Origin of the sequence: Klebsiella sp. I138, assembly GCF_051131765.1 — a bacterium.
Classification (GTDB): Bacteria; Pseudomonadota; Gammaproteobacteria; order Enterobacterales; family Enterobacteriaceae; genus Klebsiella.
On sequence record NZ_CP180447.1, the window covers coordinates 846,889 to 872,825 of the forward strand.

27 protein-coding genes are annotated in these 25,937 nt (G+C 56.1%); 8 read left to right on the forward strand and 19 right to left on the reverse strand.

Annotated features, from left to right (window positions below):
* Positions 1-77 precede the first annotated feature (77 nt).
* The 15 genes from grpM to pth form a co-directional block, all read right to left on the reverse strand.
* Positions 78-2,621, reverse strand: a complete 2,544-nt coding sequence (gene grpM, locus ACMYSK_RS03870; protein WP_434640373.1) for a glycyl radical diol dehydratase GrpM — start codon at positions 2,619-2,621, stop codon at positions 78-80.
* Between the two features lie 78 nt (positions 2,622-2,699).
* Entirely contained in the window at positions 2,700-3,275 is a 576-nt protein-coding gene (locus ACMYSK_RS03875) for a DJ-1/PfpI family protein (RefSeq protein WP_434640375.1), read from the reverse strand.
* Between the two features lie 10 nt (positions 3,276-3,285).
* Entirely contained in the window at positions 3,286-3,585 is a 300-nt protein-coding gene (locus ACMYSK_RS03880; protein WP_434640377.1) for a hypothetical protein, read from the reverse strand.
* Positions 3,586-3,610: 25 nt separating this feature from the next.
* On the reverse strand, positions 3,611-5,119 hold the full coding sequence (locus ACMYSK_RS03885) for an aldehyde dehydrogenase family protein (RefSeq protein WP_434640379.1): 1,509 nt from the start codon (positions 5,117-5,119) through the stop codon (positions 3,611-3,613).
* Positions 5,120-5,161: 42 nt separating this feature from the next.
* On the reverse strand, positions 5,162-5,947 hold the full coding sequence (gene pduB, locus ACMYSK_RS03890; RefSeq protein WP_434640381.1) for a propanediol utilization microcompartment protein PduB: 786 nt from the start codon (positions 5,945-5,947) through the stop codon (positions 5,162-5,164).
* 21 nt (positions 5,948-5,968) lie between these two features.
* A complete protein-coding gene (gene grpH / locus ACMYSK_RS03895) occupies positions 5,969-6,250 on the reverse strand; it encodes a propanediol utilization system shell hexameric protein GrpH (RefSeq protein WP_004863596.1) in 282 nt (93 codons plus the stop codon).
* Positions 6,251-6,453: 203 nt separating this feature from the next.
* The gene (gene tdcD / locus ACMYSK_RS03900; RefSeq protein ID WP_434640384.1) at positions 6,454-7,665 is read right to left on the reverse strand and encodes a propionate kinase; all 1,212 of its coding nucleotides are present in this window, start codon (positions 7,663-7,665) and stop codon (positions 6,454-6,456) included.
* Between the two features lie 27 nt (positions 7,666-7,692).
* On the reverse strand, positions 7,693-8,202 hold the full coding sequence (locus ACMYSK_RS03905; RefSeq protein WP_434640385.1) for a GlcG/HbpS family heme-binding protein: 510 nt from the start codon (positions 8,200-8,202) through the stop codon (positions 7,693-7,695).
* A gap of 18 nt (positions 8,203-8,220) precedes the next feature.
* Positions 8,221-8,493, reverse strand: coding sequence for a EutN/CcmL family microcompartment protein (locus ACMYSK_RS03910; protein WP_434640387.1), 273 nt, complete (start codon positions 8,491-8,493; stop codon positions 8,221-8,223).
* The gene (locus tag ACMYSK_RS03915) at positions 8,475-9,230 is read right to left on the reverse strand and encodes a flavoprotein (RefSeq protein WP_434640389.1); all 756 of its coding nucleotides are present in this window, start codon (positions 9,228-9,230) and stop codon (positions 8,475-8,477) included. The genes ACMYSK_RS03910 and ACMYSK_RS03915 overlap by 19 nt, the downstream gene beginning before the upstream one ends.
* Positions 9,231-9,241: 11 nt before the next feature.
* Entirely contained in the window at positions 9,242-10,060 is an 819-nt protein-coding gene (gene eutJ, locus ACMYSK_RS03920) for an ethanolamine utilization protein EutJ (RefSeq protein ID WP_434640390.1), read from the reverse strand.
* The gene (pduL, locus tag ACMYSK_RS03925; protein ID WP_434643833.1) at positions 10,053-10,664 is read right to left on the reverse strand and encodes a phosphate propanoyltransferase; all 612 of its coding nucleotides are present in this window, start codon (positions 10,662-10,664) and stop codon (positions 10,053-10,055) included. Before pduL ends, eutJ begins: the two co-directional genes overlap by 8 nt.
* 202 nt (positions 10,665-10,866) lie before the next feature.
* Positions 10,867-11,982 carry a 1-propanol dehydrogenase PduQ gene (locus tag ACMYSK_RS03930; protein ID WP_434640392.1) on the reverse strand — a complete coding sequence of 372 codons (1,116 nt, stop codon included), beginning with the start codon at positions 11,980-11,982 and terminating at the stop codon, positions 10,867-10,869.
* A 279-nt stretch (positions 11,983-12,261) separates the two neighbouring features.
* A complete protein-coding gene (ychF, locus tag ACMYSK_RS03935) occupies positions 12,262-13,356 on the reverse strand; it encodes a redox-regulated ATPase YchF (protein ID WP_434640393.1) in 1,095 nt (364 codons plus the stop codon).
* A 117-nt stretch (positions 13,357-13,473) separates the two neighbouring features.
* On the reverse strand, positions 13,474-14,058 hold the full coding sequence (gene pth, locus ACMYSK_RS03940) for an aminoacyl-tRNA hydrolase (protein WP_434640394.1): 585 nt from the start codon (positions 14,056-14,058) through the stop codon (positions 13,474-13,476).
* A 272-nt stretch (positions 14,059-14,330) separates the two neighbouring features.
* Between pth and ychH the strand changes: the two genes are divergently transcribed.
* Positions 14,331-14,606 (forward strand): stress-induced protein YchH, encoded by a 276-nt coding sequence (gene ychH, locus ACMYSK_RS03945; protein ID WP_434640396.1) that lies wholly within the window; start codon positions 14,331-14,333, stop codon positions 14,604-14,606.
* Between the two features lie 240 nt (positions 14,607-14,846).
* Positions 14,847-15,893: a MerR family transcriptional regulator gene (locus tag ACMYSK_RS03950; protein ID WP_434640398.1), complete on the forward strand. Its 1,047-nt coding sequence runs from the start codon at positions 14,847-14,849 to the stop codon at positions 15,891-15,893.
* On the opposite strand, the gene dauA is transcribed toward ACMYSK_RS03950, so the two are convergent.
* From dauA to lolB, 4 genes are all read right to left on the reverse strand, one after another.
* Positions 15,894-17,573, reverse strand: coding sequence for a C4-dicarboxylic acid transporter DauA (dauA, locus tag ACMYSK_RS03955; RefSeq protein WP_434640399.1), 1,680 nt, complete (start codon positions 17,571-17,573; stop codon positions 15,894-15,896).
* A 124-nt stretch (positions 17,574-17,697) separates the two neighbouring features.
* Positions 17,698-18,645: a ribose-phosphate diphosphokinase gene (prs, locus tag ACMYSK_RS03960; RefSeq protein ID WP_004863536.1), complete on the reverse strand. Its 948-nt coding sequence runs from the start codon at positions 18,643-18,645 to the stop codon at positions 17,698-17,700.
* 180 nt (positions 18,646-18,825) lie between these two features.
* Positions 18,826-19,677 carry a 4-(cytidine 5'-diphospho)-2-C-methyl-D-erythritol kinase gene (gene ispE / locus ACMYSK_RS03965; RefSeq protein ID WP_434643836.1) on the reverse strand — a complete coding sequence of 284 codons (852 nt, stop codon included), beginning with the start codon at positions 19,675-19,677 and terminating at the stop codon, positions 18,826-18,828.
* Positions 19,677-20,288, reverse strand: a complete 612-nt coding sequence (gene lolB / locus ACMYSK_RS03970) for a lipoprotein insertase outer membrane protein LolB (protein WP_434640400.1) — start codon at positions 20,286-20,288, stop codon at positions 19,677-19,679. The genes ispE and lolB overlap by 1 nt, the downstream gene beginning before the upstream one ends.
* Positions 20,289-20,560: 272 nt before the next feature.
* On the opposite strand from lolB, the gene hemA reads away from it, so the two are divergent.
* The 6 genes from hemA to kdsA are packed head-to-tail and all read left to right on the forward strand — an operon-like array spanning position 20,561 to position 25,892.
* Complete coding sequence (gene hemA, locus ACMYSK_RS03975) at positions 20,561-21,817, forward strand: glutamyl-tRNA reductase (RefSeq protein WP_434640402.1); 1,257 nt, start codon at positions 20,561-20,563, stop codon at positions 21,815-21,817.
* Between the two features lie 42 nt (positions 21,818-21,859).
* The gene (prfA, locus tag ACMYSK_RS03980; protein ID WP_434640404.1) at positions 21,860-22,942 is read left to right on the forward strand and encodes a peptide chain release factor 1; all 1,083 of its coding nucleotides are present in this window, start codon (positions 21,860-21,862) and stop codon (positions 22,940-22,942) included.
* Positions 22,942-23,793, forward strand: coding sequence for a peptide chain release factor N(5)-glutamine methyltransferase (gene prmC / locus ACMYSK_RS03985; RefSeq protein ID WP_434643839.1), 852 nt, complete (start codon positions 22,942-22,944; stop codon positions 23,791-23,793). Before prfA ends, prmC begins: the two co-directional genes overlap by 1 nt.
* On the forward strand, positions 23,790-24,182 hold the full coding sequence (gene sirB2 / locus ACMYSK_RS03990) for an invasion regulator SirB2 (RefSeq protein WP_434640406.1): 393 nt from the start codon (positions 23,790-23,792) through the stop codon (positions 24,180-24,182). The genes prmC and sirB2 overlap by 4 nt, the downstream gene beginning before the upstream one ends.
* A gap of 3 nt (positions 24,183-24,185) precedes the next feature.
* Positions 24,186-24,998, forward strand: coding sequence for an invasion regulator SirB1 (gene sirB1 / locus ACMYSK_RS03995; RefSeq protein WP_434640407.1), 813 nt, complete (start codon positions 24,186-24,188; stop codon positions 24,996-24,998).
* A gap of 39 nt (positions 24,999-25,037) precedes the next feature.
* Positions 25,038-25,892 (forward strand): 3-deoxy-8-phosphooctulonate synthase, encoded by an 855-nt coding sequence (gene kdsA, locus ACMYSK_RS04000; RefSeq protein WP_123754767.1) that lies wholly within the window; start codon positions 25,038-25,040, stop codon positions 25,890-25,892.
* The last annotated feature ends 45 nt before the right edge of the window (positions 25,893-25,937 follow it).

The window sequence follows — 25,937 nt, forward strand, 5'->3', positions numbered from 1 at the left end:
AACAGCAAGTCAGCCGCTAAAATCGGGTCTGATAAAGGGCCATACGTCGCCGTATGGCCCTGGCAGGTCAGGCAAAATCAGAGTTGCTGCTCGGTACGGCTGATGATGTCATCCTGGACTTCTTTCGCCAGTACCACGAACTGCGCGCTATAGCCCGCGACGCGAACCACCAGATCCTGGTGCTGTTGCGGGTTTTTCTGTGCTTCCAGCAGCGTGTTGCGGTCGATAACGTTAAACTGGACGTGCATCCCTTTCTTATCGAAGTAGTTACGTACCAGCCCACCAAAGTTCCGCAGGCCTTTTTCCCCAGCCAGTGAAGAGGGCAGGAATTTCTGGTTGTAGAGCGTACCGTTCGAGGCGATAAAGTGATCCAGTTTCGCCACCGAGTTGGCTGCGGCGGTTGGACCAAGAGTATCTTTACCCTGACGCGGCGATACGCCGTCGGCCAGCGGCTCTTTCGCCAGGCGGCCATCCGGGAGTGCACTCACGTCTTTACCAAACAGAACGTTCGCCGATACCGGATAGATACCGGCCTGGAAACGCCCGCCGCGTGGGTTGGTGTACTTCTCCACTTCCTGACAGTAGATCAGCGCGCAGTTACGGGCGACGAGGTCCACTTCATCAATGTCGTTACCGAAGCACGGCGTATTTTCCAGGATATGACGAATTTCTTCATACCGTGAATTGCCGGCTGACGGGGCCGGGCTAACGCTGGCAAGCTGGCGGTAAACTTCATTTTTGATTTCGGCCGGATTAAGCGAACCGTGTCTGTCGATAATCCGTTTAACCACTTCGTAAATATCCTGCTCGCCTAAAGAGGATTTAGCCGATGCAGTATGCGGCTGGCCGCCAACCGGGTAGCCGAAGTTGGCATCCAGCGCGCCCTTAAGTTCCTGAAGCGTCAGGCGGCGATCCTCGAACACCTGTTTTTGGATGGCATAGACGGAATCACCGGTGTCGGCAATGCCGAAGGCCTGCGGCCCGGTAAAGTTGTAGATCGCCCCGCCTTCTTGCAGGGATTTCCCCCGACCAATACAATCATCCACCAGCGCGGACAGGAACGGCAGAGGACAGCGTTCGCCATGGGCAATATCAACGCTATTGCAGGCTTCAACCAGCTGGTGAACAAAGTGCGCCATTTGTTTTTTGAAGGCGGCGTAGAAGTCGTCCATGCTGGTGTACTGCGTTAACTCGCCGGTGGCCGGGCCGAGCTGTTTGCTGCCGGAACGGCCGTTGTTCAGCGTAATTTCCAGCACCTTCGCGACGTTGAAGAATGCGGCGTCGTGCCAGCCTTCGGTGCGATGCGGCGCCTGCGGCTCCACGCACCCAATGATGCAGTAGTCGCGTGCGTCATGTAGCGATACGCCGCGGTTCTGCAACGCCGGGATGATCACTTCATCGTTGTACATGGCCGGAACGCCAAGGCCCAGACGGACCAGTTCGCAGGCGCGATACAAAAACTCGTCCGGCGTGCCCTGCCAGACGCGAATGGAGAAAGAGGGCTGCGGCAAACGCACGTGGGCCGTGGCTTCCATGCACATATAGGTTAATGGGTTGGTGGCATCACGACCGTCCTCGGTCTGACCGCCGACGCACAGGTTCTGGAACACGGCGTAACCGGCGAAGGCCTGGGCGGAAATTTCATCGCGCGTTTTGTTGATATCGTTAAGCTTGATCCAGCAACAGTCCACCAGCTCCTGAGCAAATTCGCTGCTGATGGCAGTGTCTGCCGCGAGGTACGGATACATATACTGGTCGAAACGGCCGGGAGAGATCGAGTGGCCGCTGGATTCAATCTGCAGCATGCTCTGAATAAACCAGAAGGTCTGGCAGGCTTCCCAGAAGGTTGTGGCGCCGTATTCAGGGACGCGGGTACAGTTGTTCGCAATCTGTTCCAGCTCGCGCTGGCGGGCCGGGTCACGTTCTTCGCGGGCAAGACGGGCCGCTTCCTGCGCATAACGATGTGCGAAATTAATGGCTGCCTGGTAGCTCAGAATAACGGCGTTGTAGAACTGCTCTTTTTTGATGTAATCAGACGTGCTGCGATCGAGGTTATCCCGCGCGCGGGTGACTTCATCAATGATCCCGCGAAAGCCGATTTTCAGTACCTTGCCATAATCGACGCTGACGTGTCCTACTCCGCCAAAGAAGTAGTTGCCCACGGTGAAAACGCCGTTGCCCATGCTCTCTTTCGTCGCATCGGACATATAGGAGGCGGCAAGCGAACTGGTGGTTTTACCCGGCCAGTATTTAAACGCCTGGTGGAGTTCGTCAGCGGTTTTTTTCTCAATGATAAACGGGTCGGCAACACGCTGTGCCATGGTGTCGAACTCTTTTTCGACCCAGTCATAAGAGAACTCAGGGCATATTTCAGTCGAGCGCGGGTTAATAGTCACGGCGCCGACAATTAATTCATCAGGACGAATGGTGACCGGCAGCTCATTAAATATTTTCTCAACGACTTTTGCCCGGCGCATAATAGCAGGAAGCTGCTCATTCTCTTTATATGCTTCGGTTGCCAGCACTGCACGTTCGGATTCTACATAAGGTTTAGCATGCAGAATCATATTTTTGAGTCTTACTACACGGTCGGTCGGATGAGTAAAGCCTTTCTCTAACATACAATAACTCCCGAAATGATATAAGCGTGGTTCATTAACCACACCTGAGTTTTTTACCTGACGGTAGTGCCGGGTACGCTAGCTAATCGTGCCGCTGCCAATTAAACTAATAAATTGCCGTAATATTTCCGGGTGCGCCATCCAGGTGGTCGCGGTGACGAGATTACCGTCATGCACCGCCTCGTGGTCTGCTGCGCTAACCCAAGTTCCGCCGGCCATTTCAATTTCTGGCTTTAAGGTGAAATATCCCGTCAGCTTCTTACCTTTTAATATTCCGGCAGCAACCAGAATTTGTGGCCCGTGACAGATGGCCGCAATCGGGAGCGAAATATTATTGGCGCAGTGGATGATATTTAATACCATCCGGTTCAGACGTAAATATTCCGGTGCGCGTCCGCCGGCAAGATATATTCCGCAATATTCCTGGACTCGAACTTCGTCGAAGGATGCGGTTAAGCGAAACAGGTGGCCCGGTTTTTCGCTATAGGTTTGATCGCCCTCAAAATCATGAATCGCGGTCTTTATATATTCCCCACTGCGTTTTCCGGGACACACAACATCAACTCTGAAACCTAACATGCTTAATGCCTGCCATGGCACCATGACTTCATAGTCTTCAGAGAAATCGCCTGCGAGTAGCAAAATTCTTTTCATAAGCGAACTCTCAGAATGAACTGTCATCATCCTCAATAATACGCATGGCTTCATTCACCGCGGCTATTTCGCCGAATATCGCCAGCGTCGTGATATGTTGCGGACAGCTGCCAAAGATCTCCGATACCGCAACATGTGCGCTTTTGCTCGCCAGGTCGGCGTAAAAGTACAGATCCGGTACCGGCAACATAATCAACCCGATAGCGTCAATACGGATGCTTTCCAGCCGATTGCGTGACTCCGAAGGCATCCGCCTTTTTAGCATGGCGAGCGTTTCCGGGGTCGGCGCGTTGATGATGCGTTTTTTCATGATCGAGTCAGCCATCCTGCTTCAGTCAACGAATATTGAGCGCTTCAACCATCACACAGCGGCGGTGCCTGGCGAACGAGCGGGCCGAGGTCAGACCTTCACCGGTTGGGCCGGCAATCGTAAATGTGGCATGACCTTCACCGCCGACGCCCAGCCCGGCGTACGAAGGGCCGTTTTTCACAAAAATAGTCGTCTGGATCAGGCGTGCCATTTTGGTCAGTTTGTCCACGTTGGTAGAGTGCATCATGGCCGTGTGGCGATGGCCATGCTCGACCTTCACCGCAAGATCGATCGCCTCATCAACGTTTTCGACCCGGACCACCGGCAAAATCGGCATCATTAATTCGTGCACCACGAAGGGATGATCGCGTTCGGTTTCGATCAGAACAACTTTGATCTCTTCCGGGACGCTGATACCGATCTGCTGCAGGATATAGCGCGCATCTTTCCCCACAAACGCGGTACTCGGACCGTTGCCTTTTTCATTCAGCACCAGCGCTTGTAATTGCTGAATATGTTGCTTATCGCACAGCAGCCAGGCGCCACTTTTTTTCATGCAGTGGATGAGATAATCAGCCACCTCATTGACCACGATGACCTCTTTTTCCGCGACGCAGGGGAGGTTGTTATCGAAACTGCAGCCGTTGATGATATCCCGGGCTGCCTTCTCGATATTGGCGGTTTCATCTACGACCACGGGGGGATTGCCCGCACCGGCACCAATCGCTTTCTTGCCGGAAGACATCACGGTTTTCACAATCCCTGGCCCGCCGGTGGCAACCAGCATATTGATACGCGGATCGCCAATTAAGGCATTGGTGTTGTCAATCGACGGGTTGGCGACCGTCACCACCAGATTGGCGGGGGCACCGAGTCGGGCCAGCTGCTGATTGATCAACCTGACGCAATGCAATGACACCTGACGTGACCGCGGGTGTGGGCTAAAGACCACGGCGTTGCCCGCCGCCAGCATACCGATGGTATTGTTGATAATGGTCTCCGTCGGATTAGTGGTCGGGGTGATCGACCCAATCACGCCATAGGCGGAGTACTCGGTCAGCGTCAGTCCGCCGTCGCCGCTTATCGCGGCGGTGGTTAAATCCTCAACCCCCGGCGTTTTTTGCGCGGCAACGCGGTTTTTCACCAGTTTGTCGGCATAATTTCCCATTCCGGTCTCTTCCACCGCCATAGTGGAGAGGGTATGCAATATTTCCTCTTGCAGGAAAAACTGACGAAGGCCATCAACGAAGCAGATGCGATCCTGCATTGCGCAGTGGCGATACTGGATTTGCGCCTGCTGCGCAGCAGCAATGGCATCATCCATGGTGGCAAAAACACCGTCCCCGGAAGCCCCGTCGACAGCGACGGTGGCTCTGGCCTGGCTTGCCAGTACGTTGGCCACAATTGCATCGATATCGCTCCTGTCGAGCGGTGATGCGGCCGCCGGGGCGCGCTGTTCGGGCGCGGGCTCAGCCGTTTTGGTATATTTACTCAGCACGCGGGAGACGGCCTGAGTAATATCAAGATCGTTCATGCTGTATATTCCTTACTTCGCGTCGCTCGTGTCTGTCTGCCATCAAATGTACGGCGTCGTGGTCGATTTGATGGGCGCCGGATCGAGCGTAGCCAGCAACTGTTTCCCGACGTCTCTGGCGGCAATGACCGCTTGTCGTACCGCACCAGAATCACCGGCAAACGTGAAGATCACTTCGTTACTGAAGCTGGTGCCGTGCGCCGGGCTGGCGTAGCCTACCGGCTCGATAACCGCGGCTTTTGCCGCCGCATCGGCGACTACAATGCCAATCGCCGCCGGTGACGCGCAGGTCAGCCCGAAGGATTTGCCTATTGGGGCACCGAAAGCTTTGTTAAGGGCGCTGCTGGCGCGGGCGGTATACTGGAACTCCAGATGACCGGCCGGGGAGCCATATACATCGCCCATGGTGCGCTGAATTTCACCCAGAGCAACTTCCACCGCGCGGCGTACATCGGAGACATCGGAAGCGCCGAAAACGATCAGGCAACCATGTCCACCGCCGCCTTCGGTATCGCGAGCCAGCTCAATAGAGAGAATCTCACTGTTAGTGGCTTTAATCGCTTCATCCGCCGCAAATATATGCGGACCGGCTCCGGTACGGGCGCCAAGAATACCGATTGAGCGATATTTCTTGTCGATATTCATGACTTCATGTAATTGATGATCAACATTGGCAATAACTAATCCAATAGTGTGCCCGAGGGCTGTGCCGACAAATTCAGTTAAACCACAACCAATAAAGCTGGCCGCCGTTGTGTTATTTGTACGATCATCAGTTTGCTTGTGCATTACTTCAGATATAATCTGCTCAACAAGATTATCTCTCATGGTCGGTATCCTCTGGCTTTATTAACTGACAGCTTTCGGCAGGATTTTTTCCACTTCGATATGCGGACGCGGGATGACGTGTACGGAGACCAGTTCTCCGACTTTACCTGCCGCCGCTGAGCCTGCGTCCGTTGCCGCTTTGACCGCACCGACGTCGCCGCGAACCATTACGGTAACGAGCCCGGAGCCAATTTTTTCGTAACCCACCAGTGTGACGTTAGCGGATTTCACCATGGTATCTGCGGCTTCAATTGCGGAAACCAGACCTTTTGTTTCAACCATACCTAATGCTTCTTGTTGCATAACGACCTCAATATTTCCAGGTGAGAGTAAAAGCAAGTCATGAAATAACCCGTGAGGGTTGAGTTCATGAACTTAATAAATTCATGCACTACGATGTTATTGCGCCATGGACAAAATGTTTTGCCCGTCAGAGAGATTTTCTTGTTTTCCCGTTTTAAGCTGGACAATAAAATCCTCCCCGAATGACAGCGCTGAGAAATTCTTCACGCGGCGCCTTCGAAAAGGGGGGCAAGCGCGGCCGCATCTTGCGCAATCATCTGTTCTTCATTGGTGGGAATTACCGCCACAACCGGAGAGCCGGGACGCGAGATAACGCCCTCCCGGCCAGCCACCATTTGCGCATTGCTGGCCGCATCGAGCTGCACGCCAAATATCGCCAGCCTTTCGGCGGTGAGCTCGCGTACCAGCGCCGAGTTTTCCCCTATGCCGCCGGTAAAGATCAGGGCGTCAAAGCGATGCAGTGACGCGAGATGGGCACCAAGATGACGGGCAAGTCGATGTACCATGACATCAATTGCCAGGGTTGCCCGGGGATCGCCCTTGCTGCGAGCCTCTTGCAATGTGCGGCAATCGCTGGAAAGCCCGGACAGGCCGAGCAGACCGGCTTCGCTATTGACCATATTGTAAAGCGATTCGATAGTCTGCCCGGTGCAGCGGGCGATATAGGCCGCCGCGCCAAAATCGAGATCGCCGCAGCGTGTCCCCATCACCAGGCCTTCAAGCGGCGTCATGCCCATTGAGGTGTCCACGCTGTGCCCGTTTTTCACCGCGCACACCGACGAGCCGTTGCCGAGATGTGCAATCAGTATGCCGTGGTTGGTCGGATTGAGACCCAGGCGCGCGACGGCTTCGGCGGCGATGAAACGATGAGAGGTGCCATGAAAGCCATAGCGTCTGACCTGAAGCTGGTGTAAATACTCCAGAGGAATGGCGTAGGTATAGGCCTCCGGCGGTAGCGTCTGATGAAATGCGGTATCAAACACCGCAACCTGCGGTAGCTCGGGTAACAGGGCAATGGTCGCTTCTATACCTACCAGGTTGGCTGGATTGTGCAGCGGTGTCAGTACCGACAGCTCCCGAATACGCTCGATGATCGTCGGCGTGAGCCGCACGGAGTGTTTGAAATCATTGCCGCCGTGCGCCACGCGATGGCCGATGGCGGACACATCCGGCAGCAGCGCCAGCTCGTCGAGCCGGGCGAACAGCGCCTTTAGCGCGCAGGTATGGCTGGAGCCATTAAGTTGCTCGCGGGTTTTATTCCCGTCAGCATCTTTAAACGTGATGCAGGCTTCGTGCAGCCCCAGTTTTTCCGCGAGTCCGGAGAGTAGCGGAGTCTCCCGATCGCGCGGGATGATGGAAAACTTGAGGGAAGATGAACCACAGTTAATAACCAGAATCAGTGACGCTGACGACATAATGACCCCTGCCTGTATCTGTTTTCTTTAGAAAGATTCATTGAATGGTGTGAGTGAAAATCGCTCACGGCTGAAGCGTGCCAGGGTCTGCGTGGCAATCGCGATGTCTTCCTCGACGCTGCCGCCGCTGACCCCGATGGCGCCGAGCAATACGCCGCCGGACCAGCAGGGGAGCCCACCGCCAAAGCAGCAGAGGCCTTGCGCATGCTGCAAGCCATAGAGGCTGGCGCCGGGCAGCACTTCGGCCGCGAGCTGATGAGTCGGCATTTTGAGCGCCACCGCACTCCAGGCTTTTTGCGTCGCCAGCGTATGGCTGATGAGCAGGACGTTATCCTGACTAAAGAAGTAGCGCTGGTGGCCGTGGGTATCCACCAGGCTGAAAACAATCGGCACGTTAGCGTTGTTTGCGGCATCGTTGGCATAGCGGGCCAGCGATGCCGCATCCAGCAGACTAAGCGAGGCCGGAGGCGGCGTTAACTGGCGCGAAATTGCCTCGTTGATACAGCGATCCAGCTCGGGGTTCGACGTCGAGTGCATGGTGTTCCTCCAGGGCGTTTACTGGCCATTAAGATCGAGTGAGTCGACAATACCGACCACGGCCGCATCGATGACGGAGTGCTCTTTGCTGGTGGTCATGCGCGCAGAGCTGCCGGTCGTTACGATCACGATTTCGCCATTTCCCGCGCCGACGAAGTCGACGGCCACCTGCGCCGTGCCGGTGGGCTGATAGTGTTCATCCAGGCGGGCAACAATCAGCAATTTTGCGCCATTGAGCGAGGCATGTTTGGTGGTCGAGACCAGTGCCCCGGTTACTTTTGCCAGATACATATGTCCTCCTGGTGGCTCTGCGCTATAACGATGCCGCGGTCGCGAATTTCATCGCGCGCGGCGGGGGTGATTAGCGTCCGGTGTCCAACGGACAGCACCGCGCCTCTGGGATGCTGGCGTACATCGCTGAGCGTTATCAGCGATTTACCGACGCCAGCTTGCGGCCTGCGTTCCCGGTGGGTGATGGGGCGGCCAATCACGGTGATGCCGTACTCTTCGAGTGTGGCGACGTAAGTAGCCAGCCGCGCCCGGAATGCGCAGGGGAGCGGGCTGGCGGCGTCATCCTGGCATTCGGGATTGAGCGTAACGATTAGCGGTTTATTCAGACTCAGGGCATGGAAGGCCCAGCGACACACCCGGTTATCGCGAATACCTAACGCGATTTTGCTCAGACTGTTGGTGGACAGCGAGGGCAGATACAGGCCTGTGAAGGCGTCCTCCGTCTGCCACGGCTCCCGGTCATCGCGCAGGACATCAACGCCGCGCTGTGTCAGCGCCTGCAGGCAGGATGAGGGCAACGATACCTGCATGGCGCTGTGGGAAAAGGCCATGACCAGCAGATAGCCGCTTTTGTCCAGAGCCGTCAGGCAATCCAGAGTTGTGGGCAGCGTGGTCAGATCCTCGCCGCTTAGTATCACACGCATGACCTTGCCGTGAGTTTGCAAGCGCCGTCGACGCTGCTCCAGCATGTCGGCAATGAGGCTGTCGAGCCGGTGAGAGAGTCGCTGTGCATCCATCGTATTCCTCCTCAGCAACAGCGCATGGCAATGCCAAGCGGCGTCACTAATAGTGGTTGCTGCGCCTGAATGACCCGTTTGCCGGTCGCATGGCGGAAAACATCGGCAAACTGCTGAAAGCTGCTGGCACCGCCGACCAGGTAGATGTCATCGACCGGATACCCTGCCAGCCAGCCCGTGACCAGATGTGCCATTTTTTCGGCGACCGGACGGACCACGGCGAAGACCCGCGCTTGCTCCTCGGGGGATTTCTTCAATGTTTCCGCTTCGGCGAAAGGTATGCCCAGCGCGCCTGAGAGTACCAGGGTCATATGGTTGCCTCCGGTCGGCTCATCGGCGCTGAAAATGACTTTGCCGTCGCGCAGAATGCTAATGCCGGTTGTACCACCGCCCACATCAACGACCGCGCCGTTGCGGATATTTAAGGCCAGGGCGGCGGCCACGGGTTCATCGACGACGTCGGCCACCTCAAATCCCGCGGCCTCTACCATATTGACGATCACTTTCGTGTTCCCGGGAGTAATTCCCGGCGGGATTGCCGTCGCCGCGCGGGTGAGGGTGAGCCCAAGGCGCTCTTCGAGTGTGGCTTTCAGGCCGCTCACCACCCGGCTGGCGCTCAGATAATCCACCACCACGCCATCTTTCACCGCGCGTGAGGGGTGGCTGATCCCGGCGACCGGACGGTCTTTTTCATCCAGCACCACAAGGGCGATATTGGCCGTACCAGGATCGACACCCACTTTCAGCCCGCCCGTCCAGGCGCGATATTCACCGCTGTTGACCAGCTCCGCCAGCGTACACAGCCGCCTGATTTCAGCGCTGTCAGCCATGGTGACGTTCCACGTTTGCGCGCGTCACGCAATCGCCGTTACGCAAGCCAAAACCGTTGGCCTCCTCAACATCGACATGCATTTCCAGCACCGCATCCGTGCTCACACGGACCACCACGTGGCTGAGAATGCCGCCGCGATGTCCGTCGATGCGCACGTCGATCTCCATGCCGTCGCGCAGGGCGTGCTGCTCGGCCTCGGCAGGTGAAATATGAATATGTCGCCAGGCGACAATGGCGCCGTCCGTTTTGCTGACCCGCCCGCGTGGGCCAATAATGTCGATCCCCGGCGAGTCCTGAAGGTTGCCGGACATTCTTAAAGGCGCCTTCACGCCGAGGATAAAGCTGTCGGAGACGGAGATTTCTATCTGGGTAGCGCTGCGCAACGGGCCAAGGACCCGCACCCTGGTGAGTTCTCCTTTCGGCCCGCACAGGGTAACCGTCTCGTCGGCGGCATATTGCCCCGGCTGTTTGACCGCTTTCATACGGGTGAGTGTGGAGCCATAGCCAAACAGGACGTCCATATCTTCCCGGCTCAGATGAACGTGGCGATTCGAGATGCCAATGGGGATATTCAGCGTCTGTACGGCACGGTGTTCGGTCATTGCCCCTGGTCCACGGGCCTTAAGTTCCTGGAGAATTTCGCGGGCGATCAATTCGGCTTGCTGCTGGGTGTCATTCATAGCGTCAACAACCTGAAAGTAATGAAAAGAGCGATACAAGCATATTCAGTCCCGCGTCGGCCTTTTTGCCGTTACGCAGGACTTTTTTGACGGTCCGCCGGGGGGAGGACAATCTTGTCCAGATCTACCCGGCGATTGCGTTCAGCAGACGGTCGACATCTGCGGCGCCGGGCCGACAGGGATTAGTGAGCGTGCAGCCATCCGCTAAGGTGGCGGCGATCAGCGCCTGGCGCAGGGAAGCAAAATCTGCCGGGTCTTTACCCAGCGCCCGCAGCGTTGCCGGGATGCCAAAATGGCGATTCATATCGTTAATGTTCCCGACCAGCGCGCGCAGAGTGTGTTCGGGCGTGTCGGCCTGGATCCCCATAATGGCGGCGCATTTCAGGTATCTCATCCGCGCATGCGGGGAATGTCGGGCGTTGTGCTCAATAATTAAGGGCAGCAGCATGGCGTTAATTTTGCCGTGCGGGATATGCAACATCCCGCCGATGGCGTGTGCCATACCGTGGACTAATCCCAGCCCCGCAGAGTTGAACGCCATGCCGGCCATGCAGGAGGCGTTGTGCATATGGCTCCGCGCCGCAATATTTTTCTCATCGTTAAAAACGTCGGGCAGGTTTTGCCAGACCAGCGCGATGGCTTTTTCGGCGAGCGCATCGCTAAAGTCATTTGCTCCCGTTGAAACCAGTGCCTCAATGGCGTGCGTCAGGACGTCCATCCCGGTATCTACCGCGACCTGACGAGGAACAGATAACACCAGATTCGGGTCGAGGATGGCGCAGTCCGGGATCAGTTCATCAGCAATCAGCGGATACTTTCGTCCGTTTTGCGGGTCGGAAATAATGGCATATGAGGTGACTTCTGAACCGGAGCCGCTGGTGGTCGGAATGGCGATAAGCTCAATGGTGTGGCCAGGCAGGTACTCTTCAAGCGTGACCTTGATTCCTTTGGCTGCATCAAGAGAGGAGCCGCCGCCCAGGGCGATAATGACATCGGGCTTGAAGCTTTTAAACTGCGTGGCGCCGGCATGCAGGATCTCAACGCTCGGGTCGGGTGTTACATCGCTAAATATAGAGACGCTGGCCTGCGGCATTTCGTTTATCAGGTAGCGCGTTTTACCGGATGTCACCATAAAATTGTCGGTCACAATCGCCACATTTTTATGGTTCAGCCGACGCAACGTATGAATTGCGTCTTCACCAAAATAGACGTCAGGAAGAGAAAAGAAATAGCTCGCCATCTTTCGATTACCTTATCCCTTGAGCGGATTGCGGGGATGCAAACGCCGGATGTAAAAAGAGAGCTTATTGTGTCACGGGGTCGAGAAGAAGCCGCTGGCGATGCTTGTGCACCGTCAGGATTAAGTTGCGGTTGTCTTTTATTGCGGACAAAAAAATGCAGTGTGTCAGGCCTGAGGCCGCGACGGGATGACTATAAAAAATCCACGCCGGGGCGTGGATTTTATGTTTCTGGCTTGATTAACAGAACACCGTGAGATGTCCTGTTGCCGGAAGGGAAATTAGACGTTGAACAGGAAGTTCATCACATCGCCATCTTTAACGATGTAATCTTTTCCTTCGGCACGCATCTTGCCTGCTTCTTTCGCCCCTTGCTCACCTTTGTAAGCGATAAAGTCTTCATAGGCGATGGTCTGTGCGCGGATAAAGCCTTTCTCAAAGTCGGTGTGGATTTTGCCTGCCGCCTGCGGTGCGGTGGCGCCAACAGGGATAGTCCACGCGCGAACTTCTTTTACGCCAGCGGTAAAGTAGGTCTGCAGGTTCAGCAGCTCGTAACCGGCACGAATCACGCGGTTCAGGCCAGGTTCTTCCAGGCCCAGCTCGGCCATAAACTCATCGCGGTCGGCATCGTCCAGTTCAGCGATATCAGATTCTACCGCGGCACAGACGGCAACCACGACAGAGCCTTCAGCAGCGGCAATCTCACGAACCTTATCCAGGTACGGGTTGTTCTCGAAGCCGTCTTCGTTCACATTCGCGATGTACATGGTCGGCTTCAGCGTCAGGAAACTGAGATATTTGATGGCGGCCTTGTCTTCTTCGGTCAAATTGCTCAGCGCACGCAGCATACCGGCATTTTCCAGCTGCGGCAGGCATTTTTCCAGCGCGGCCTGTTCGGCTTTCGCGTCTTTATCGCCGCCTTTGGCTTTCTTCTGTACGCGGTGCAGGGCACGTTCGCAGGTATCGAGGTCGGAAAGCGCCAGTTCGGTGTTGATAACGTCGATGTCGTCTGCCGGATCCACTTTGTTATTCACGTGGATGATGTTGTCATTTTCGAAGCAGCGAACCACGTGGCCGATGGCTTCGGTTTCGCGGATGTTAGTCAGGAACTGGTTGCCCAGACCTTCACCTTTGGATGCGCCTTTCACCAGGCCCGCGATGTCGACGAATTCCATGGTGGTCGGCAGAATGCGCTGCGGTTTGACGATTTCAGCCAGCTTGTCCAGACGCGGATCGGGCATCGGCACGACACCGGTGTTCGGCTCAATGGTACAGAAGGGGAAGTTGGCCGCTTCAATACCCGCTTTGGTGAGCGCATTGAACAGGGTGGATTTGCCGACGTTGGGCAAACCGACGATACCGCATTTGAATCCCATGATTTAAATCACCTTAATCTTTGGATAATCAACCCGTTACAGTGAACAGATTGCAGAAAAGTAAATAGCTTTGCCTATTATACACGGTGCGCGGCAAAAATTCCGCACGTCGACCGGTTATTGCGCTTTAAAAGCGTGTAAACGATTGGTCGCTTTGGTGAGACCTTCTTTCAGCCACACCTCGGTGCAACGTGCCGCTTCGTCAACGGCTTCATCAATCAGTTTCTGTTCGCTCGTCGGCGGTTTGCCCAGCACAAAGCCGACAACTTTATTTTTATCGCCTGGATGGCCGATTCCGACGCGTAAGCGATGAAAGTTGGGGTTATTGCCCAGTTTGCTGATGATATCTTTCAGACCATTGTGGCCGCCGTGTCCGCCACCGAGCTTAAATTTTGCCACTCCGGGCGGCAGATCCAACTCATCGTGCGCCACCAGAATCTCATCCGGATTAATGCGGTAGAAGGTGGCTATTGCCGCCACGGCTTTGCCGCTGAGATTCATAAAGGTGGTTGGGACCAACAGTCGGACATCTTCGCCGGCAAAGTTGATTCGCGAGGTGTAACCGAAGAATTTGCTCTCTTCGCGCAGCGGGGCGCGATGGCGTTCAGCCAGTAAATCTACGTACCAGGCGCCAGCATTGTGCCGGGTCGCCGCGTATTCTGCTCCGGGGTTTGCCAGGCCGACAATCAGTTTTATCGTCACTTTTCTATCCTGCTTGGGTCGTTCTCTGGCGCGTAGTGTACTGTGTGCTGACGCGGTTGACAAAATTCTGCCAGCACCGCGGCATGGGTAGAGATAATTACCCCTATGAACCATTAGAATTTGATGTTGTTCAGTAAGTTATTTGTAAGTTTTTGTTGATCAGATATTGACTAATGTGATCGCCAGCGCAATCAGTCTAATCACCATTGTCTATACTAGACCTATAAGTTTTGGGGATATTCCCATGTAACCCAGAGTTGCGGAGGTGACTTATGAAACGCAGAAACGCTTCATTACTCGGTAATATACTGATGGGTTTAGGATTGTTCGTCATGGTTGTTGGCGTCGGTTATTCTATTTTAAACCAGCTTCCGCAGCTTGACCTGCCGCAGTTCTTCGCTCATGGCGCAGTGTTAAGTATTTTTGTCGGCGCCGTTCTTTGGCTCGCAGGGGCGCGTGTTGGCGGACACGAGCAGGTTTGCGACAGATACTGGTGGGTTCGCCACTACGATAAACGCTGCCGTCGTGACCAGCACCGGCATAGCTGAGTAATTTCATCGCACCGACCGTCTGGCGGCGGGGTGCCTGCTTAAAGTTTTCATATGCAGCCAGCTGCTTTACCGGTAGCTGGCTGTTTTGTTTTTTATCGCGCCTCTTTTGTACCTGCGTGAACTCTCCTGCTGCGAGGGTGATTCCTTCACGATAAACTTCCCCCATCTTTTTTGCTCTTGACCCTGACGTAACGTCAGGCGGCAGAGTAGCGCTATGGGTGAACGACAGGAGTAGCCATGTTAATTCAGGTAGGTGAACTGGCGAGACGAGCCGGAATGACCGTCCGCACATTACATCACTATGAGCAAACGGGGCTGCTGCTGCCGTCGGCCAGAAGCGCGGCGGGTTACCGACTCTATAACCTGGCGGCCGTTCAGCGTCTGCATATGATTAAGGCGCTGGCGCAGGCCGGGCTGGAGCTCGCCACTATTAAGGACTACCTTGACCAGGATTCGCTTTCGCTAACGGACCTGCTGGTACAGCAGATAACGACGCTGGATAAACAGCTGCGTGCGGTTACCACGCTACGCGAACGGTTGATTACGCTGCGTGATGAACTGGGACGCGGAAACGAGCCCGACCTGGAGTCCTGGCTACAGACGCTGGAGTTAATGAAAATGTACGATCGTTGGTTTAGTCCACAAGAGTTACAGGTGCTGCCATTCGCAGAGCAAGATGAGCAGCGTAACCAGATCTGGCAGGCGCTGGTATCGGAAGGGCGAGAGCTGATGGCTGAATCATGCCCGGCGGAGGACCCGCGAGCCATCGCGCTGGCGACCCGCTGGATGGAACGCCTGGAACTGGATACGGCCGGGCGGCCGGAATTTCTTACCCGTCTGAACGAGATGCACGCGGCGGAACCGCAAATGCGCGAACAGACCGGCATTACCGCGGATGTCGTTGACTACATTACCCGTGCCTTTGCCCAGAGCAAGCTGGCTATCTGGGCACGCTATCTCGATGCCGATGAGCTGGCCTTCACCCGCGCGCACTACTTCGATCGTCTGATGGAGTGGCCTGTGCTGGTGACGGCGCTGCACGAGGCCTGCCGCGAGCGTCGCGACCCGGCATCTGAAGCGGGGCAGGCGCTGGCCCGGCAGTGGCTGGCGTTGTTTCAGTCCTATGCCGGAACGAATCCTCAGACCCAGCAAAAGTTCCGCACTGCGATGGCGCGCGAACCGCACCTGATGAAAGGGACGTGGATGACGCCGGAAGTGCTTGGCTGGCTCCAGCAGGCGATTGGCGTGATGATGACGCAGGCGCGAGCGCCCGCGTCACGGTAGTTAAATGTCGGCCAGAGCGGCAGCACGGTCGGGATAGAAACTCAGGCGTCCGGGAATCGGCTTAACGCCCGCCCGGGCCAGCGTACGCAGCGGCTGAAACTCAAGATTCGAGACGCGTAGCTCACAGCCTTCCGGCAGCTTGTTGACGAAGCGCTGGAAGGCATCCAGTCCTCCGGCATCCAGCACCGGTACCGCATCCCACTTCAGGACCACAATCCGTTTCCCGGATATCCGCGTTTCCAGGTCGTTAAACAGCCCTTCGGCAGCGGCAAAGAATAACGGCCCAATCACCCGCAGGACCAGCACATCATCGGGAGTATCCACGTTAACCGGCGCCAGGTGCGTCATGCGCGCAATACGGCGCATAAACAGCAGCGAAGCCAGTACGATGCCAACGCTGATAGCGATAACCATATCAAACAGCACCGTCAGCGACATGCACATCAGCATGACCACGATGTCGTCCTTCGGCGCGTGGCGCAGCAGGTTAACCACCTTGTGCGCCTCACTCATGTTCCATGCCACCATCAGCAGCAGTGCCGCCATTGCGGAAAGCGGGAGCCAGGAGAGCAGCGGCGCCAGCACCAGCAGCGCCATAATGACCAGCAGCGCATGGATAATGGCGGAAACCGGCGACGTTGCCCCGGCGCGGACGTTAGCCGCCGAGCGGGCAATCGCCGCCGTGGCAGTGATCCCGCCGAAGAAGGGGGCGACGATATTGCCGAGCCCCTGGCCTATCAGTTCGCTATTGGCTTTATGTTTCGTGCCGGTCATACCATCGAGCACCACCGCACACAGCAGTGATTCGATAGCACCGAGCATGGCCATAGAAAAGGCCGCCGGCAGCAGTGCCTGCAGCGACGCCCAGCTAAGCGTAAAGTTGGAACCCGGCATATCCCACGGCAGCACCAGCTGTGGTAACAGTTGCGGGATCCCGTTACCCTGGCTGCCATCAGCCAGAATATAGTGAAACTGAGAGCCGATGGTCGCAACATGACCGCCCATAAGGTTGACTATCGCCATCACCGCGCAGCCCGCCAGCAGCGCCGGTAGGTGGCCGGGTAGACGGATCCTCAGGCGCGGCCAAAGAATCAGGGTGCCAAGAGTGACGATACCGATCGCCGCATCGCCGGGTTTGGCCGTCGGCAGCGCCATCACCAGAGCGGAGACTTTCTGCAGATAGTGCTCCGGCACATGTGCCATTTGCAGACCCAGAAAATCTTTAATTTGCATGGTACCGATGGTGATACCAATACCGGAGGTAAATCCGAGGGTGACGGACAGCGGGATATATTCAATCAGACGGCCAAAGCGAGCCAGGCCGAAAAGAATTAAAAAGATCCCGGACATCAACGTCGCCACCAGCAGCCCTGCCAGGCCAAACTGCTGCGACACCGGATAGAGGATAACCACAAAGGCGGCGGTGGGGCCGGATACGCTAAAGCGCGAACCGCCGGTCAGGGCGATAATAATCCCGGCGACGGCGGCGGTATACAGCCCATACTGCGGCGCAACGCCGCTGCCAATGGCCAGGGCCATTGCCAGTGGAATCGCAATAATCCCGACCGTTATCCCGGCGATTAGATCGCGGGTGAAGCGAGCGAGCGTGTATTTTTCTTTCCAGCAGGCATCGATGAGGGCGCGGAAAGGCATCACATGTGAGGAAAATAATCTGTTCACAATAATGTTTCATCCATGAGCGCATCATCTGTCAACTAAATGGCAGGTGAAGGAGGCATTAATCATACAAATTGGGTTCAGAGACAAAAAAACCCGCCGCAGCGGGTTTTTTGGCCGGGCTCGATTAGTGTTCGAACATAGCAGAGATAGATTCTTCGTTGCTGATACGACGAATCGCTTCTGCCAGCATGCCGGACAGCGTCAGCGTACGCACTTTTTCCAGCGCTTTGATTTCCGGCGCCAGCGGGATGGTATCGCAGACGACGAATTCATCAATAACAGAGTTTTTAATGTTCTGAATCGCATTGCCGGAGAAGATCGGGTGAGTTGCGTAGGCGAATACGCGTTTTGCACCACGTTCTTTCAGCGCTTCTGCTGCTTTACACAGCGTGCCGCCGGTGTCGATCATATCGTCAACCATGACGCAGTCACGGCCGGCAACGTCACCGATGATATGCATCACCTGGGAAACGTTAGCGCGCGGACGACGTTTGTCGATGATAGCCATATCGGTATCGTTCAACAGTTTGGCGATAGCACGAGCGCGAACCACGCCACCGATGTCCGGAGAAACCACGATCGGGTTATCCAGGTTCAGCTGCAGCATGTCTTCCAGCAGGATTGGGCTGCCGAATACGTTATCAACCGGAACGTCGAAGAAGCCCTGAATCTGTTCAGCATGCAGGTCAACGGTCAGTACGCGGTCAACGCCGACGCTGGACAGGAAATCGGCAACCACTTTCGCGGTAATTGGCACACGAGCAGAACGCACACGACGGTCCTGACGAGCATAGCCGAAATAAGGAATAACAGCGGTGATACGACCCGCCGAAGCGCGACGCAGGGCATCAACCATAACAACCAGTTCCATCAGGTTGTCGTTGGTGGGAGCACAAGTGGACTGGATGATGAAAATATCACCACCGCGTACGTTTTCATTGATTTGTACGCTGACTTCGCCGTCGCTAAAACGACCTACAGCGGCGTCGCCAAGAGAAGTGTACAGGCGGTTGGCAATACGTTGTGCTAGTTCCGGGGTGGCGTTACCAGCAAAAAGCTTCATATCAGGCACGAGAAGAACCTCAGGCATGCGTCCAGTGGTGGATGAACAGGGCCAATAACTGTGCGGGCGGCACTATTCTATCCAGGCGGTGTATTTAAAGAGAACGATGCAACGTCTGGAACAGGGTGACGCTGTCACCGTTACTCAATTTGCCCGGCGTACTGACGGTAATTCGTGCCAAAAGCAGAATTACTTAGGTAGGGTTAGCTTGAGCGGGGAGATATTAACTCCTCGCGCTACAAAGCCTTGTAGCCATGCCGGGGCTTTTTCCAGCACCTGACGAGCGGCAGATTCGGTGTCAAATTCAGCAAAGACACACGCTCCTGTGCCGGTCAGGCGCGACGGCGCATATTCTAACAGCCAGGAAAGCGCCGCATCAACCTCGCGAAAACGTTTTCTTGCGATAACCTCGCAATCATTGCGAAATTCACATTTTAATAACGTACTTATTGACCTGATCGGGGTGTCTCGTGGTAGCTCCGGGTCGCGGAAAACGATCGGCGTTGGAATACTGACGCCCGGATGGGCGACCAGGTACCACTTTTCTGGTGGTTCAACCGGCGTCAGCACTTCGCCGATCCCTTCGGCAAAAGCCGCATGGCCGCGTACGAAAACCGGTACATCGGCACCGAGCTGTAGTCCCAGCGTTGCCAGGGCGTCTTCAGATAAGCCGCAGCCCCATAGATGGTTGAGCGCAACCAGTACGGTGGCTGCATTGGAGGAACCGCCGCCCAGACCGCCGCCCATCGGCAGACGTTTGTCGATGCTGATATCGGCACCGCTGCCGGGAGGCAGTTGCCCGCACGCGGTTGCCGCCTGCATGAGCAGCCTTGCGGCGCGAATAATCAGGTTCTCTTCGTCAGGCACGCCGTCAACCGGCGTCAGCAGACGCAGCGCGCCGTCATGACGCGGTTCGATGGTGAGCGTATCGCCATAGTCAAGAAACTGAAACAGCGTCTGCAAGGTGTGATAACCATCGGCACGCTGTCCGGTGACGTACAAAAACAGGTTCAGCTTTGCAGGAGAGGGCCAGCGGGTCATCATTTCACAATCCAGTTATCCATTTTCAGCTTAATGCGCTGACTGCCGTTGTTCAGTTCCATATTGGCCGGCAGCGATGGCTGGGTATCGCTGGTATAGCCACCGTAGGTGACGTGCCAGGTTTTGCCGTTCTGAGTATAGTTCAGTTCGCTCAGGCGGTATTTATCATCGAGCGAGTAGTCGGTTGCATCGCCCGGCAGGCCAACGATCCACTGGCGCAGGCTGTTGAGCGGGATCGGCATTCCGGTCAGGCGGCCAATCATCTCTTCGGCATCGGTCGCGGTATAGGTCTGACCCTTGTTATCGATCAGCGTCACGCTGCCCGGCTGGGCGGTCAGTGACAGCTCGGTGCTGCCTAGCGGGTTGGTCAGCAGCAGGCGATAGCGATCCTGGCCGGTTTGCTGCCAGAAGAAGCGTGCGTAAACTTTTTGTTCGTCGGACAGGTAAGCGAAGGCGCCGCGGGTCTGGTACTGGGTCAGATTGCGGACATCCTGCTGGTGCTGACGCCACTGTGGAGAGTCAGGGCTTTTGCCAGGGCCTTTTGGGGCGTTGAGAGTACAGGCGGTCAGGACCAGGCTTGCCAGCGGCAACAGGCGGAGCAGTCGATTCATAATGATGACAAATCCTTGATGTCTACAGTGAAATCCGGCGACGGGTGAGTACGCACACGATTTGTGTAGCGGGTTACAATTATAACCCTTAATGCTAGCGTTGCCCGACGATAGCGTCTACGTTCAAATTGTCTGAAATCAAAAAATTACCGTTAATGGCCTTTACTGCCGGGCCTATTACTCCAAAAGGGGAGCGTCTCTTTTATTGATTCCGTGCATCCTGTATGATGCGCTCAGACTAACCTTAGCAACGCTGGTACTACTCCCTCACAATGACCCTTTTAGCTCTTGGCATTAATCACAAAACAGCCCCGGTCGCGCTGCGAGAACAAGTCACGTTTTCGCCGGATACGCTCGATCAGGCGCTGGAGAGCTTGCTGGCTCAGCCAATGGTGCAGGGCGGGGTGGTGCTGTCAACGTGCAACCGCACGGAGCTTTACCTCAGCGTTGAGGAACAAGATAATTTGCAGGAAGTGCTCATCCGCTGGCTGTGTGATTATCACCATCTCAATGAAGACGACCTGCGTAAAAGTCTGTACTGGCACCAGGATAATGACGCGGTCAGCCATCTGATGCGCGTTGCCAGCGGTCTGGATTCGCTGGTGCTGGGTGAACCGCAGATTCTGGGGCAGGTGAAAAAAGCCTTTGCCGATTCCAGCCGCGGCCACCTTAACGTCAGTGAACTGGAGCGGATGTTCCAGAAGTCGTTCTCCGTGGCAAAACGCGTTCGGACCGAAACCGATATCGGCGCCAGCGCGGTCTCCGTGGCTTTCGCCGCCTGTACCCTTGCGCGACAAATCTTCGAATCACTTTCAAGTGTGACGGTGCTGCTGGTTGGCGCCGGAGAAACTATCGAGCTGGTGGCGCGTCATCTGCGCGAGCATAACGTGCGTAAAATGGTGATTGCTAACCGTACCCGCGAGCGCGCCCAGGTTCTGGCCGAAGAGGTCGGCGCGGAAGTTATCGCGCTGAGCGATATCGACGAGCGGCTTAAAGAGGCCGATATCATTATTAGTTCTACCGCCAGCCCGCTGCCGATTATTGGCAAGGGGATGGTGGAGCGTGCGCTGAAGGCGCGTCGCAATCAGCCGATGCTGCTGGTCGATATCGCGGTACCTCGCGATGTTGAACCCGAAGTCGGCAAGCTGGCGAACGCCTACCTGTACAGCGTGGACGACCTGCAAAACATCATTCAGCATAACCTGGCGCAGCGTAAGGCCGCGGCGGTGCAGGCCGAATCGATCGTCGAGCAGGAAACCAGCGAATTTATGGCCTGGCTACGCGCCCAGAGCGCCAGCGAGACTATCCGCGAATATCGTTCCCAGTCCGAGCAGGTCCGTGAGGAGCTGACGGCGAAAGCGCTGGCAGCCCTGGAACAGGGCGGTGACGCGCAGGAAATCATGCAGGATCTGGCGCGTAAGCTGACCAATCGCCTGATCCACGCACCAACCAAATCTCTTCAGCAGGCTGCCCGTGACGGGGATGATGAACGCCTGCATATTCTGCGCAACAGCCTCGGGCTGGAATAGCGCACATTTCTCTTTTTATCAGGACAGGGTGAATTCACGCCTATGAAGCCTTCTATTGTTGCCAAACTGGAAGCTCTGTACGAACGCCATGAGGAAGTTCAGGCGCTGCTGGGTGATGCTGCGACCATCGCCGATCAGGATCGATTCCGCGCGCTGTCGCGCGAATATGCGCAGCTGAGCGACGTTGCTCGCTGCTATACCGAATGGCGCCAGGTGCAGGACGATATTGAAACTGCACAGATGATGCTCGACGATCCGGAAATGCGCGAAATGGCGCAGGAAGAGCTACGCGACGCAAAAGCGAAAGGCGAAGAAATGGAGCAACAGCTGCAGGTGCTGCTGCTGCCGAAGGATCCGGATGACGAACGTAACGCCTTTGTTGAAGTCCGTGCCGGTACCGGCGGCGATGAAGCGGCGCTGTTTGCGGGCGATCTGTTCCGTATGTACAGCCGTTATGCCGAAGCCCGCCGCTGGCGCGTGGAGATCATGAGCGCCAACGAAGGCGAACATGGCGGCTTTAAAGAGGTGATTGCCAAAATCAGTGGCGATGGCGTTTATGGCCGTCTGAAATTTGAGTCCGGCGGTCACCGCGTACAGCGCGTACCGGCTACCGAATCCCAGGGCCGCATTCACACCTCCGCCTGCACCGTAGCGGTGATGCCGGAGCTGCCGGAAGCCGAAATGCCGGATATTAACCCGGGCGATCTGCGTATTGATACCTTCCGCTCCTCCGGGGCCGGCGGTCAGCACGTTAACACCACCGACTCGGCTATCCGTATTACCCACTTACCGACCGGTATCGTGGTGGAGTGCCAGGACGAACGTTCCCAGCACAAAAACAAAGCCAAGGCGCTGTCGGTGCTCGGCGCGCGTATTCGTGCGGCGGAAAACGCCAGGCGTCAGCAGGCGGAAGCCTCAACCCGCCGTAACCTGCTGGGCAGCGGCGATCGCAGCGATCGTAACCGTACCTATAACTTCCCGCAGGGACGTGTTACCGACCACCGTATCAACCTGACGCTCTACCGTCTGGACGAAACGATGGAAGGTAAGCTGGATATGCTGATTGAGCCGATTGTTCAGGAATACCAGGCCGATCAGCTGGCTGCGCTCTCCGAGCAGGAATGATGACTTTTCAGCAGTGGCTGGCGCAGGCTATTGTCCGACTGAGCGAGAGCGAAAGCCCGCGACGCGACGCCGAGATCCTGTTAGGACACGTTACCGGCAGGGCGCGGACGTATCTCCTCGCCTTTGGTGAAACGGTACTGACTGAGGCCGAGGAAACGCAGCTGGCGGCGCTGCTGAGCCGCCGTCAGCGCGGCGAGCCGGTGGCGCATCTGGTGGGGGAGCGTGAGTTCTGGTCGCTGCCGCTGCTGGTTTCTTCCGCCACGCTCATTCCGCGTCCGGATACCGAATGTCTTGTCGAACAGGCGCTGGCGCGACTGCCTGCGACGTCGTGTCGGATTCTGGACTTAGGGACCGGCACCGGTGCGATTGCGCTGGCGTTAGCCAGCGAACGCCCCGACTGCCAGGTGACCGCGGTTGATGTAATGCCCGACGCGGCGGCACTAGCGGCGCGCAACGCCGAACGTCTTGCCATCCCTAACGTCACCGTCCTGCAAAGCCACTGGTTCGCTGCGTTGGCCGGACAGCGGTTCACGATGATTGTCAGCAATCCACCCTATATCGACGAAACCGACCCGCATCTGGATCAGGGCGACGTTCGTTTTGAGCCAAAGAGCGCACTGGTTGCCGCCGATAACGGGCTGGCCGATCTCGCACATATCATCCGCGAAGGGCGTCATTTCCTGACGCCTGATGGATTGATGCTGCTGGAGCACGGCTGGAAGCAGGGGGAAGCGGTGCGCGCGCTGTTTCATGAAGCGGGCTACCGTGATGTGATGACCTGCCGTGACTACGGCGATAATGACCGTCTGACGATCGGGCAATTTCCCGGCATGGAGAAGGCTGGCGTATGAATCTGTTTAGTGCAGTGCTGTACCTGCATATCGCGTGTGTGGTGGTGTCCGTCAGTTTGTTTGCCTTGCGCTACTGGTGGAATTACAGCGGTAACGCCCGGCTGAACCAGCGCTGGGTGCGCATAGCGCCACACTGTAGCGACACGCTGTTATTTCTCAGCGGGGCGGGGTTAATGGCAATAACGCACTATCTGCCTTTCACTGAAGACGGCTCATGGCTGACTGAAAAGCTGTTTGGCGTTATTATTTACATCGCATTGGGTTTTATCGCGCTGGGCCGTCGTCGCCCGCGCAGCCAGCAGAGCAGGTTTATTGCCTTTCTGTTGGCTTTGGTGGTGTTGTTCATCATCATACAACTCGCCATTACAAGAACACCGTTACTGGGGTAAGTCATGAGGTCATTAGCTGATTTCGAATTTAATAAAGCGCCATTGTGCGATGGCATGGTCCTCATTTCTGAATTAATCCGCGACGATTTTCCAACGCACTATGTGCAGGATGAACTGGAGCGGCTGCTGGGCCTGGCGCAGGAGGAAATTGCCTCTTCGTGGGATCAGGAACGTCAGCTGGAGCGCTTGCTGGAGCTGTTCTACCATGAGTGGGGCTTTCGCGACTCCCACGGCGTTTACCGGCTGTCGGATGCTTTGTGGATCGACAAGGTTCTGATCAACCGTCAGGGGAGTGCGGCGTCATTAGGGGCCATCGTACTGTGGATTGCCCAGCGCCTGTCGCTGCCGCTGGTGCCGGTTATCTTCCCGACGCAGCTGCTGCTGCGTGCGGACCCGGAAACCAGCGAAGAGATGTGGTTGATTAATCCGTTCAACGGCGAAACGCTCAATGAACATATGCTGGAAGTCTGGCTGAAGGGCAATATTAGTCCGGTTGCCGAGCTGTTCAACGAGGATCTTGATGAGGCAGATAACGCCGAAGTGATCCACAAACTGCTCGACACCTTAAAATCGGCGCTGATGGAAGAGCGGCAGATGGAGCTGGCCCTGCGCGCCAGCGAAGCGCTGTTGCAGTTCAATCCGGAAGATCCGTACGAGATTCGCGATCGCGGGCTGATCTACGCCCAGCTTGAGTGCGATCATGTTGCGCTGCTGGATCTGAACTATTTTGTTGAACAGTGTCCAGAGGACCCGATCAGCGAAATGATCCGCGCGCAAATTAATACGATTTCGCATAAACAAATTACTCTTCACTAATCTGGAATGATTCCGGTTACACCCTGATAAGGCGATCTTATGAAACAAAAAGTGGTTAGCATTGGTGATATCAACGTAGCAAACGACCTGCCTTTCGTCCTGTTCGGTGGGATGAACGTGCTGGAATCCCGCGATCTTGCGATGCGTATCTGCGAACACTACGTGACCGTAACGCAGAAGCTGGGTATTCCTTATGTGTTCAAAGCCTCTTTTGATAAAGCCAACCGTTCTTCCATTCACTCCTATCGTGGTCCGGGCCTGGAAGAAGGGATGAAAATTTTCCAGGAGCTGAAGCAAACCTTCGGCGTGAAAATCATCACTGACGTTCATGAAGCCAGCCAGGCGCAGCCGGTTGCCGACGTGGTTGACGTGATCCAGCTGCCTGCGTTCCTCGCTCGCCAGACCGACCTGGTGGAAGCGATGGCGAAAACTGGCGCAGTCATCAACGTGAAGAAACCGCAGTTTGTCAGCCCGGGCCAGATGGGTAACATCGTCGACAAGTTTATTGAAGGCGGTAACGACAAAGTGATTCTGTGCGACCGTGGCGCGAACTTCGGCTATGACAACCTGGTTGTCGACATGCTGGGCTTTGGCGTAATGAAGAAAGCGTCCAACAACTCACCGGTTATCTTCGACGTGACCCACGCGTTACAGTGCCGCGACCCGTTTGGCGCCGCTTCCGGCGGTCGTCGTGCGCAGGTTGCAGAACTGGCACGTGCAGGGATGGCAGTGGGTATTGCGGGTCTGTTTATTGAAGCGCATCCGGACCCGGAACACGCGAAATGCGACGGCCCGTCCGCGCTGCCGCTGGCGAAGCTGGAGCCGTTCCTCAAGCAAATGAAAGCCATCGACGACCTGGTTAAAGGCTTTGATGAGCTGGATACCAGCAACTAATCCAACGCTCCTGAACGTGAAAAGCCTGCCCGTTGCAAAACCGGC